The sequence below is a fragment of the Streptomyces sp. NPDC059989 genome (genome assembly GCF_042736975.1).
Lineage (GTDB): Bacteria > Actinomycetota > Actinomycetes > Streptomycetales > Streptomycetaceae > Streptomyces.
The window spans coordinates 1-9,936 of sequence record NZ_JBHWUO010000062.1 but is presented as its reverse complement, the minus strand read 5'-3'; the positions used below and the strand labels follow the sequence as shown (position 1 = coordinate 9,936).

9 protein-coding genes are annotated in these 9,936 nt (G+C 70.4%); 5 read left to right on the top strand and 4 right to left on the bottom strand.

Translation table 11 applies throughout. The features are described from left to right. The first annotated feature begins 200 nt into the window (after positions 1-200). Together ACFWBN_RS34635 and aceE are read left to right on the top strand one after the other, a co-directional pair. The gene (locus ACFWBN_RS34635) at positions 201-824 is read left to right on the top strand and encodes a GntR family transcriptional regulator (RefSeq protein ID WP_385184073.1); all 624 of its coding nucleotides are present in this window, start codon (positions 201-203) and stop codon (positions 822-824) included. Positions 825-1,054: 230 nt separating this feature from the next. After that, positions 1,055-3,739, top strand: coding sequence for a pyruvate dehydrogenase (acetyl-transferring), homodimeric type (gene aceE, locus ACFWBN_RS34630; RefSeq protein ID WP_385184014.1), 2,685 nt, complete (start codon positions 1,055-1,057; stop codon positions 3,737-3,739). Between the two features lie 127 nt (positions 3,740-3,866). Here aceE and ACFWBN_RS34625 read toward each other — a convergent pair whose 3' ends face one another. Beyond that, positions 3,867-5,030, bottom strand: a complete 1,164-nt coding sequence (locus ACFWBN_RS34625; RefSeq protein WP_385184012.1) for a protein kinase — start codon at positions 5,028-5,030, stop codon at positions 3,867-3,869. 129 nt (positions 5,031-5,159) lie between these two features. Between ACFWBN_RS34625 and ACFWBN_RS34620 the strand changes: the two genes are divergently transcribed. Beyond that, positions 5,160-5,678 carry a DUF4240 domain-containing protein gene (locus ACFWBN_RS34620; protein WP_385184069.1) on the top strand — a complete coding sequence of 173 codons (519 nt, stop codon included), beginning with the start codon at positions 5,160-5,162 and terminating at the stop codon, positions 5,676-5,678. Positions 5,679-5,702: 24 nt separating this feature from the next. Here the strand turns inward: ACFWBN_RS34620 and ACFWBN_RS34615 are convergent, their stop codons facing one another. Beyond that, positions 5,703-6,473: an SDR family NAD(P)-dependent oxidoreductase gene (locus ACFWBN_RS34615; protein WP_385184009.1), complete on the bottom strand. Its 771-nt coding sequence runs from the start codon at positions 6,471-6,473 to the stop codon at positions 5,703-5,705. 87 nt (positions 6,474-6,560) lie between these two features. Here ACFWBN_RS34615 and ACFWBN_RS34610 point away from each other — a divergent pair, with 87 nt between their 5' ends. Beyond that, positions 6,561-7,214, top strand: a complete 654-nt coding sequence (locus ACFWBN_RS34610) for a TetR/AcrR family transcriptional regulator (RefSeq protein ID WP_385184006.1) — start codon at positions 6,561-6,563, stop codon at positions 7,212-7,214. 39 nt (positions 7,215-7,253) lie between these two features. Here the strand turns inward: ACFWBN_RS34610 and ACFWBN_RS34605 are convergent, their stop codons facing one another. Next, positions 7,254-7,595: a hypothetical protein gene (locus ACFWBN_RS34605; RefSeq protein WP_385184004.1), complete on the bottom strand. Its 342-nt coding sequence runs from the start codon at positions 7,593-7,595 to the stop codon at positions 7,254-7,256. Between the two features lie 200 nt (positions 7,596-7,795). Then, positions 7,796-9,205 (bottom strand): type I glutamate--ammonia ligase, encoded by a 1,410-nt coding sequence (gene glnA / locus ACFWBN_RS34600; protein ID WP_385184002.1) that lies wholly within the window; start codon positions 9,203-9,205, stop codon positions 7,796-7,798. A gap of 186 nt (positions 9,206-9,391) precedes the next feature. On the opposite strand from glnA, the gene ACFWBN_RS34595 reads away from it, so the two are divergent. Then, the gene (locus tag ACFWBN_RS34595) at positions 9,392-9,862 is read left to right on the top strand and encodes an RDD family protein (RefSeq protein WP_385183999.1); all 471 of its coding nucleotides are present in this window, start codon (positions 9,392-9,394) and stop codon (positions 9,860-9,862) included. Positions 9,863-9,936 lie beyond the last annotated feature (74 nt).

The window sequence follows — 9,936 nt, the reverse complement described above, 5'->3', positions numbered from 1 at the left end:
TCTTTGGGGGTGTGGCGGGGCGTTGGGGCCCTTTCTCAACAACCGGTGTTCGCCCGGGGGTGGGGCCCGGTCGGTGTGTCACCCCCCCCCCGGGCCGCCCCCCCGGCCGGGGACCCGGGGGGGGGGGCCCGCCGCCGTATTGTCTACGCATCAGGCCCCGCGTTGACCCTGCACACCCACCAGGAGATGAACCGCCGATGATCACCCCACCCGTCGTGCACTCGCTGCGCGAGCAGATCCGCGAGCACATCGTGGAGGGGATCGTCAGCGGGCGCTGGAAGCCCGGTGAGCGGATCGTGGAGCGCCGGATCGCGGTGGAGCTGGAGGTCAGCCAGACGCCCGTACGGGAGGCCCTGCGCGAGCTGGAGACCCTGCGGCTGATCGAGTCGGCGCCGAACAAGGGCGTGCGCGTACGGAACCTCTCCGCGGCGGACCTGGAGGAGATCTACCCGGTCCGGGCCGGTCTGGAGCAGATCGCCGCCGAGCTGGCCGCGCCCCGGCTGGCGGCCGACACCTCGGCCCTGGAACCGCACGTCGCGGCCCTGTGGGAAGCCGACCGCAGCGAGGACGGCACGGCGCAGGTGCGGCACACGGTGGGCTTCCACCGGGAGCTGGTGCGGGCGGCCGGGAACAGCGTGCTGCTGCACACCTGGGAGAGCCTGGGCATCGAGGTGTTCACGGCCCTGTCCATCCGGTGGCTGGGAACGGTCCAGAAGTCCTACGCGGAGGAGCACGAGGCCCTCGTCGAGGCGTTCCGCGCCCAGGACCCGGACATCGGTCTGCTCGTGAAGCGGCACGTCCTGGGCTGCGCGCCGCGCGCCTGACGGAGCCTGACGGGGTCCGATTGCCCTGATTTGCCCGGCACCGGGTGCCTGATTTCCTGGCACCCGGTGCCGACTTTCGTCAGATCGACGTCTCTTCGTCACATTTATTTGATCGATCATCGATCAGCGATTTACAGTCATCGCGGACCTCAACCAGGTCCAACGACCCTGTCCTGCCCGTCAGGGATTTTTTCACCACCTCTCCTTTGTCCGGAAGGCGGCGCACACCGATGTCCGACCCCGTAGGAAAGCTTCCGAGCGAGCTCGACCAGCTCCCGGACCGCGACACCGAGGAGACCGCCGAATGGGCGGCCTCCCTCGACGCCGTCGCCAAGGCCGCCGGTACGCGCCGCGCCGAATACCTGCTCCGCCGCACGCTCCAGCACGCCGAGGCCGCCGGCCTCGCGCTGCCCAAGCTGCTGGAGACGGACTACGTCAACACCATCCCCACCGCCGCGGAGCCCGAGTTCCCCGGTGACGAGGCGATGGAAGCCAAGATCACCGCATGGAACCGCTGGAACGCGGCCGCCATGGTGACCCGCGGCTCCAAGTACGGCGTCGGCGGCCACATCGCCACCTTCGCCTCCGCCGCGTGGCTGTACGAGACCGGCTTCCAGCACTTCTTCCGCGGGAAGGAGGCCGACGGATCGGGCGACCAGCTCTACATCCAGGGCCACGCCTCCCCCGGCATCTACGCCCGCGCCTTCCTCGACGGCCGGGTCTCCGAGCAGCAGCTCGACAACTTCCGCCAGGAGTCCGGCGGCAACGGCCTGCCGTCCTACCCGCACCCGCGGCGCCTGCCGTGGCTGTGGGAGTTCCCGACGGTGTCCATGGGCCTCGGCCCGCTCTCCGCGATCTACCAGGCGCGCTTCAACCGCTACCTGCAGAACCGGAGCATCAAGGACACCGCCAACTCGCACGTCTGGGCCTTCCTGGGCGACGGCGAGATGGACGAGCCCGAGTCGACCGCCGCCCTGGCCCTCGCCTCCCGCGAGCAGCTCGACAACCTGACCTTCGTCATCAACTGCAACCTGCAGCGCCTCGACGGTCCGGTCCGCGCCAACTTCCGCGTGGTCCAGGAGCTGGAGGCCCAGTTCCGCGGCGCCGGTTGGAACGTCATCAAGTCGCTGTGGGGCTCCGCCTGGGACGAGCTGTTCCAACTCGACACCACGGGCGCCCTGGTACGCCGCCTGCGCGAGGTACCGGACGCGCAGTTCCAGACGTACGCGACCCGCGACGTGGCCTACATCCGCCAGCACTTCTTCGGCGCCAACGCCGAGCTCGTGCAGCTGGCCGGCGTGCTCTCCGACGCGAAGATCGCCGAGTGCTTCCACAGCTCCCGCGGCGGCCACGAGCCCCGCAAGGTCTACGCCGCGTACAAGGCCGCCCTGGAGCACAAGGGCGCGCCGACGGTCATCCTCGCGCAGACCGTCAAGGGCTACACGCTGGGTGCCGGGTTCGAGTCGAAGAACGCGAACCACCAGATGAAGAAGCTGACGATCGACGAGTTCAAGGACATGCGGGACCTCCTTGGCCTCCCGATCCCGGACAGCGCCTTCGCCGACGGCCAGGTCCCGTACGGCCACCCGGGCGCGAACAGCCCCGAGGTGCAGTACCTGAACGAGCGCCGCGCGGCCCTCGGCGGTCCGGCCCCGGCCCGCAAGGTCAAGCACGTGGCCCTGCCCGCCCCGGCGGACCGTTCCTTCGCCCCGCTGCTCAAGGGCTCCGGCAAGCAGGAGATGGCCACCACCATGGCCTTCGTCCGACTCGTCAAGGACCTGATGCGGGACAAGGAGACCGGCAAGCGCTGGGTGCCGATCGTCCCCGACGAGGCCCGTACCTTCGGCATGGAGTCCCTCTTCCCGTCGGCCGGCATCTACTCGCCGCTGGGCCAGACGTACGAGCCGGTCGACCGCGACCAGCTCATGTACTACAAGGAAGCCAAGGACGGCCAGATCCTCAACGAGGGGATCACCGAGGCCGGTGCCATGGCCGACTTCATCGCCGCCTGCACGTCGTACGCGACGCACGGCGAGCCGATGATCCCCTTCTACATCTTCTACTCGATGTTCGGCTGGCAGCGCACCGCCGACCAGATGTGGCAGCTCGCCGACCAGCTCGGCAAGGGCTTCATCGTCGGCGCCACCGCCGGCCGCACCACGCTCACCGGTGAGGGCCTGCAGCACGCGGACGGCCACTCGCACCTGATCGCGTCCACGAACCCGGCGTCGCTCAACTACGACCCGGCCTTCGCGTACGAGATCGCGGTGATCGTCAAGGACGGTCTGCGCCGCATGTACGGCGAGAAGCCGGAAGACGTCTTCTACTACCTGACGGTCTACAACGAGCCGAAGGTGCAGCCGGCCATGCCCGAGGGCGTGGAGCAGGGCATCCTCAAGGGCCTCTACCGCTTCAACACGGCGGCGGACCTGGGCGAGGCGGCTCCGGCCGCCGACGCGCCCAAGGTCCAGCTGATGGCCTCGGGTACGGCGATCCACTGGGTCCTGGAGGCGCAGCGGCTGCTCGCCGCCGACTGGAACGTGGCCGCCGACGTCTGGTCCGCCACCTCCTGGGGCGAGCTGCGCCGCGACGCGCTGGAGTGCGACGAGGCGCTGCTGCGCGGCGAGGTGCGCACTCCGTACGTCACCCGCGCGCTGGAGGGCGTCACCAGCCCGGTCCTGGCCGTCTCCGACTGGATGCGCCAGGTCCCGGACCAGATCAGCCAGTGGGTCGAGCAGGACTACACCTCGCTGGGCACGGACGGCTTCGGCCTCTCCGACACCCGTGAGGGCGCCCGCCGCCACTTCGGTGTCGACGCCCAGTCGATCGTGGTGGCCGCGCTGGCCCAGCTCGCCCGCCGCGGCGAGGTCCCGGCGTCCGCCATCAAGGAGGCCCGGGAGCGCTACGGCCTGTAGGCCGGCACGACCCGTGTGACCCGCCCGTGAGGCGGCCCGCCCAGGAGGGGACGGGCCGCCTCACGGCGTTTCCCCCTCCCGGACCTTCCGGTACTCCTCGAGGAACCGGCGCATCTGCTCGGGCACGTCACTGAACAGTGCGGGGTCCACCAGGGCGGCCCACGCAGGACCGGGGTTCAGCATCGGGCGAGGGGGCGGCGGTCAGCATCGGGCGCACCCGCGCGGGGCCGGCGGTCAGCATCAGGCGCGCCCGCGCGGGCCCGGCGGTCAGCATCAGCGGCACCCGTGCCGGTCCGGCGGGGTGTACGGGGGGACTGCCCGGGCCGGGGCCGCGGGTGGGGACCGGGCCGGGATTCGGGCCGGGCCCGGTGTCCGGGCGCGGCGCGGCCCGGCCGGGCCGCTCCACCCGCCCGGGGTTCCTGCGCGGCGCCGTTCCGGCGGCGATCGCCGTGCCGAGCACGAGGGCGACCTCGGCCGCGCTCTGCGGCCGGTGGCCGGGCTGCCTTGCAAGCAGGCTCATGACAAGATCGGCAACCATCGGCGGCAGGTCCGGCACGAGGGCGGCCAGCGAAGGGGGCTGCTCCTCCTTATGCTGCCGCAGGACCTCCAGGGGGGCGCCCCGGAACGGCAGGCGCCCGCTCAGCCCTTCGTAGAGCAGGCAGCCCAGGCTGTAGAGGTCCGACCGGTGGTCCACATCCTCTTCCCCCCGAGCCTGCTCGGGCGACATGTAGGACGGAGTCCCGATCGGCACGCCCGGCACGCTCCGACCCGCCCGCGCCAGATCGTCGAGCAGCTTCGCGATGCCGAAGTCGGCCAGCTTGGCCACTCCGCTGCCGGTGCGCAGCACGTTGGCCGGTTTGACGTCGCGGTGGACGATCCCCGCCTCGTGTGCGGCCGCGAGAGCCTCCGCGACCTGCCGCGCCCAGGACGCGACGTCATACCAGGGCAGCCGCCCCGGCTCGGCGAAGGCCTTGGCCAGGTCCCCTTCGTCGGCGCGTTCCAGGACCAGGAAGAGCATCCGGTGGCCGTGCAGGACGTGCTCACCGCTGTCATGCACGATGATCACGTGGTCGTGTTTCAAGGCCGCGGTGGCGCGAACCTCGTCGAGGAAGCGCCGTTCGGGCTCGGTCCGGTCATTCCGGTCGGACTTCGCGCGGGCATCGGGGAGACGCAACAGCTTGACGACGACCGGACGGTCCATGCGCTCGTCGTGGGCGTCCCACACCTCCCCCATGCCGCCCCGAGCGAGCATGGTGTTCAGCTGGTACCGGTCGTTCAGACGCAACCCCATGGGGGGCACCCTCCCGCTGCGCGCGCCATCGCTCCCCCGAGTATGCGCCCCGGACCATAAGGAGAGCATCGACCTTTGGCCGTATGCGCGGTGGCGGCGCGGGGGCGGACCCGTGATGCTGGGACCGTGATGGACGAGACGGAGTTCTGGGAGATCGTCGACCGTACCCGCGAGGCCGCCGACGGCGACCCCGAGGAACACGCCGAGCTGCTCGTGGAGCGGCTGGCGCAGCTCGATCCGGACTCCGTCCTGGACTTCGCCCGCCACTTCGAGTCGCGGTACAACCGGGCGTACACCTGGGACCTCTGGGGGGCCGCCTGGGTGCTGCTCGACGGGGCGAGCGACGACGCCTTCGACTACTTCCGCTGCTGGCTGATCGGGCAGGGGCGGGAGGTCTTCGAGGGCGGGGTGCACGATCCCGACCATCTCGCGGAGCTCCTGGGCGACTTCGACGAGGAGATCGACGGGGACGGCGAGGAGCTGGGGTACGCGGCCGACGAGGCGTACGAGCAGCTGACCGGGTCGGTGGCGCCGGATCTGGGCGTGCCCCTGCAACCGGCAGAGCCGGAGGGCACCCCGCTGGACTTCGAGAACGAAGGCGTGCTGGCGGAGCGCTTCCCCCGGCTCTGGGACCGCTTCAGAGGCTGAGCCCGCGGCTCGGTGGCCCGCGGCTCAGTAGTGCGTGCCGCCGTCGATACGGATCTCCGTACCGGTGATGAACGCGCCGTCCTCGGAGCCCAGCATCGCGACGACGCCGGCCACGGTCTGCGGGCCGGCGAAGCCCTGGCCGAGGGCCGGGGCGAGCTTGGCGAAGAGGGACCAGTCGGTGTCCTCGGGCAGGCCGGGGCCGTTGCCGGTGGTCATGCCGCTCTCGATGGAGCCGGGCGCGACGGACACGAACCGCAGGCCCTGCTTGCTGTACTCGGCGGCCAGCGCGTGGGTCATGGACTGGATGCCGCCCTTGCTGGCCGCGTAGGCGGACATGTAGGGGTGGGCGAAGGACGCCGAGGTGGAGCTGAAGTTCACGACGACCGGCTGCTCGCCCGCCAGCAGGGCCGGGAGGGACTCGCGGATCATCAGGAAGGTGCCGGTCAGGTTGACCGCGATGACCTTGTTCCAGAGTTCGAGCGTGGTCTGGTGGGTGTGCGCGGAGCGCAGGATGCCCGCGGCGTTCACCAGTACGTCGATGCCGGTGAGGGCGTCGACGGCGGCGGCGACGCCCGCTTTGACGGCGGCCTCGTCGGATATGTCGAGGACGGCGGTGGTCAGCCGGTCCTGGTGGCCGTCGGTGGCGGCCCGGTCGGCGGTGGCCTTGAGGCCGGCCTCGTTGACGTCCACCGTGTGGACCCGGCCGCCCTCGGCGAGGATGCGGTGGACGGTGGCCTGGCCGATGCCGGAGCCGCCGCCGGTGATGAGGACGCGTCGTCCTTCGTAACGGTTCATGGGGCGAGCGTACCGAAGCGGTGACACGTTTTGCCAGAGTGGCGTGGAATGCAATCGCCCTTGATCCCGGGAGGTACGCTTCACCCCGTGAGATCCCCTCGTCCGTACTCTCCCCAGGCCGGCCCCGGAGCCCAGTCGCTGACCGAGCGCCGCAAGGCCGCCACCCAGCTCGACATCGCGCGCGCGGCCTGCGAACTGTTCGCCGAGCACGGCCCCGACGGCACGACCGCCGAGGACATCGCCCACCGCGCGGGCGTGGCGCTGCGCACCTTCTACCGCTACTTCCGCAACAAACAGGACGCGGTGGCCCCGCTGCTGGCGGGCGGCGGCGACGCCTGGCGTGCGCTGCTCGCCGAGGAGACCCCCGGCACCCCCCTCGCCGAGGCCCTGGAGCGGGCCGTGACCCGCTCGCTGACCGGCCCGCAGGCGGTCCAGGAGGGCCTGGAGGTGACGCGCGGGCTGCTGCGGGCGGCGACGACCGACCCGGCCCTGCGCGCGGTCTGGTACCGCGTGAACCAGGACTCCGAGGAACACCTGGTCCCGGTGGTGGCCCGGCTGGCCGGCCCGGACGCCGACCCCCTGGGCGTCCGCCTGATCGCCGCGGCGGCCACGGACGCGATCCGCATCTCCCTGGAACTGTGGTCGGCCACGGACGCCCCGGTCACGGGCCCGGGCTCCCCGGCCGAGCTCGCGGTCCGCTGCCTGCGCGACCTCACCGGCGCGATGCCCCTGCTCCGCTGAGGCCAGCGGGGCAGGGGCATCGCAGCGTCCCTACGGTCTTCAGCGGCCGCGGTCCCAGCCGCCCCAGTTGCCGGAGTCGTTCCAGTTGCCGTTGTTCCAGTTGCCGGAATCGTTCCAGTTACCGGAGTCGTTCCAGTTGCCGTCGTTCCAGCTGTCGTTCCAGTTGGAGTTGCGCCAACCGGTGTCGTCACGCCAGTTCCGGTTGTCCCAGTTGCCCCAGTCGTCGCGGTAGCCGCCGACGCCGCCGACCCTGCCGTCGTCCCAGCACCAGTCGGGCACGTACCGCCAGTCCCGGTTGCAGCATTCGTCCCAGCGCCCGTTGCCCCAGTTGTCGCACCTCCAGTTGCCACCGCCGTTGGCCGAGGCACTGCCGACCGGCATGAGTCCGAGGGTGATTCCGGCGGCGCCTGCCAGGACTGCCGCAACGATCCTACGGCGCATCTTCATGCACCTCCGAACGAGTCTCGCTTATCCGGCCTTTAGGACATCTCCACCCTGGCCCGGCCCCCGTGCCCTGTCAAAGCGGAAAGGCCCCCCGCCGCTCTCCGTGGAGAGTGGCGGGGGGCCTCCCATCAGGCTTTTTAGAGGTCGAAGTACAGCTCGAACTCGTGCGGGTGCGGACGCAGCGCGATCGGGGCGATCTCGTGCGTGCGCTTGTAGTCGATCCAGGTCTCGATCAGGTCCGGGGTGAAGACACCGCCGGCCAGGAGGTACTCGTGGTCCTCCTCCAGCGCCTTGAGGACGTCCTCCAGGCTGGTCGGGACCTGCGGGACGCTCGCGTGCTCGTCGGGCGAGAGCTCGTAGAGGTCCTTGTCGATCGGCTCCATCGGCTCGATCTTGTTCTTGATGCCGTCGAGGCCCGCGAGGAGCAGCGCCGAGAAGGCGAGGTACGGGTTCGAGGACGGGTCCGGCGCGCGGAACTCGACGCGCTTGGCCTTCGGGTTCGAGCCCGTGATCGGGATGCGCATGGCGGCGGAGCGGTTGCGCTGCGAGTACACCATGTTGACCGGCGCCTCGAAGCCCGGGACCAGGCGGTGGTAGGAGTTCACCGTCGGGTTGGTGAACGCCAGCAGCGACGGGGCGTGCTTGAGGATGCCGCCGATGTAGTAGCGCGCGGTGTCCGACAGGCCCGCGTAGCCGGCCTCGTCGTAGAACAGCGGGTCGCCGTTGGCCCACAGCGACTGGTGCACGTGCATGCCCGAGCCGTTGTCACCGAAGATCGGCTTCGGCATGAAGGTCGCGGTCTTGCCGTTGCGCCAGGCGACGTTCTTCACGACGTACTTGAAGAGCATCAGGTCGTCGGCCGCGGCGAGCAGCGTGTTGAACTTGTAGTTGATCTCGGCCTGGCCGCCGGTGCCGACCTCGTGGTGCTGACGCTCGACCTGGAGGCCCTGGGCGTCCAGCTCGAGGGAGATCTCGGCGCGCAGGTCGGCGAAGTGGTCGACCGGGGCTACGGGGAAGTAACCACCCTTGTAGCGGACCTTGTAACCACGGTTGTTCTCCTCGGAACCGGTGTTCCAGGCGCCGGCCTCGGAGTCGATGTGGTAGAAGCCCTCGTTCGCGGAGGTCGCGAAGCGCACGCTGTCGAACACGTAGAACTCGGCCTCGGGGCCGAAGAACGCGGTGTCGGCGATGCCGGTGGAGGCGAGGTACGCCTCGGCCTTCTTCGCGATGTTGCGCGGGTCGCGGCTGTAGGCCTCACCCGTGATCGGGTCGTGGATGAAGAAGTTGATGTTGAGCGTCTTGTCCTTGCGGAACGGGTCCAGGCGCGCGGTGGTGATGTCGGCACGCAGCGCCATGTCGGACTCGTGGATCGCCTGGAAGCCGCGGATGGAGGATCCGTCGAAGGCGAGCTCCTCCGCCGGGTCGAACGCTCGCGCCGGGATGGTGAAGTGCTGCATCACACCAGGCAGGTCGCAGAAGCGGACGTCGACGAACTTGACGTCGTTCTCCTCGATGTACTGCTTCACTTCGTCGGCGTTCTTGAACATCCAACTCCTCCTACTCCCGGTCCCCGGGGGAGGGACGGGCTTTATAGCTCGTGGTGCGTCAGTGCGGTGCCGCACGCTGACCCGACCATAAGCAGACGGGATTTCTCAAGGATGACCCATTTGTTTCGCCCAAGTTAACCAGGGTCCCGCCCGAGGGTCGCGAGGCCGCACCGGTACCGTGGTCGGGTGGACAACAGGCAAGCACTCGGATCCTGGCTCTCCGGCCCCCGCGCGGCCGCCGAGGACATGGGCATCGACTTCGGCTACCCGGGCAAGCGGCTCGGCCTGCCCGAGCAGGGGCCCGGCTCTATGGCCCGGTTCGGGCGGCGGCTGGGCGCCATCGCCCTCGACTGGATCAGCTGCGAGGTGATTGCCTACGGCCTGATCACGGGCGGTGGCGACATGAACGCGCTGGCGAACTGGACGTACGTCCTCTTCCTGGCCCTGACCCTCCTGACGGTCGGCACCGTGGGCTTCACCCCCGGCAAGCGGATCGTGGGCCTGCGGGTGCTCTCGGAGGACGGCGGCCGCCTGAGCCCCGCCCGCGTGCTGCTGCGCACCGTCCTGCTGGCCCTGCTCATCCCGGCCCTGGTCCGCGACCGGGACGGCCGCGGGCTGCACGACCGGCTGGCACGCGCCGTCCAGGTCCGCATCTAGGGCTTCGCCCCGGCTCCGGCCAGGGCATCGACGTACGACACAGGGGCGCCCCCCGAACCGCTCGGTTCGGGGGG

Excerpts from the sequence above, each read along its gene's own strand:
- ACFWBN_RS34605 (WP_385184004.1), bottom strand. The coding sequence starts at position 7,595 with ATGCCGGTCGGCAGTGCCTCGGCCAACGGCGGTGGCAACTGGAGGTGC.
- ACFWBN_RS34620 (WP_385184069.1), top strand. The coding sequence starts at position 5,160 with ATGGACGAGACGGAGTTCTGGGAGATCGTCGACCGTACCCGCGAGGCC.
- ACFWBN_RS34625 (WP_385184012.1), bottom strand. The coding sequence starts at position 5,030 with ATGGGGTTGCGTCTGAACGACCGGTACCAGCTGAACACCATGCTCGCT.
- glnA (WP_385184002.1), bottom strand. The coding sequence starts at position 9,205 with ATGTTCAAGAACGCCGACGAAGTGAAGCAGTACATCGAGGAGAACGAC.
- aceE (WP_385184014.1), top strand. The coding sequence starts at position 1,055 with ATGTCCGACCCCGTAGGAAAGCTTCCGAGCGAGCTCGACCAGCTCCCG.
- ACFWBN_RS34615 (WP_385184009.1), bottom strand. The coding sequence starts at position 6,473 with ATGAACCGTTACGAAGGACGACGCGTCCTCATCACCGGCGGCGGCTCC.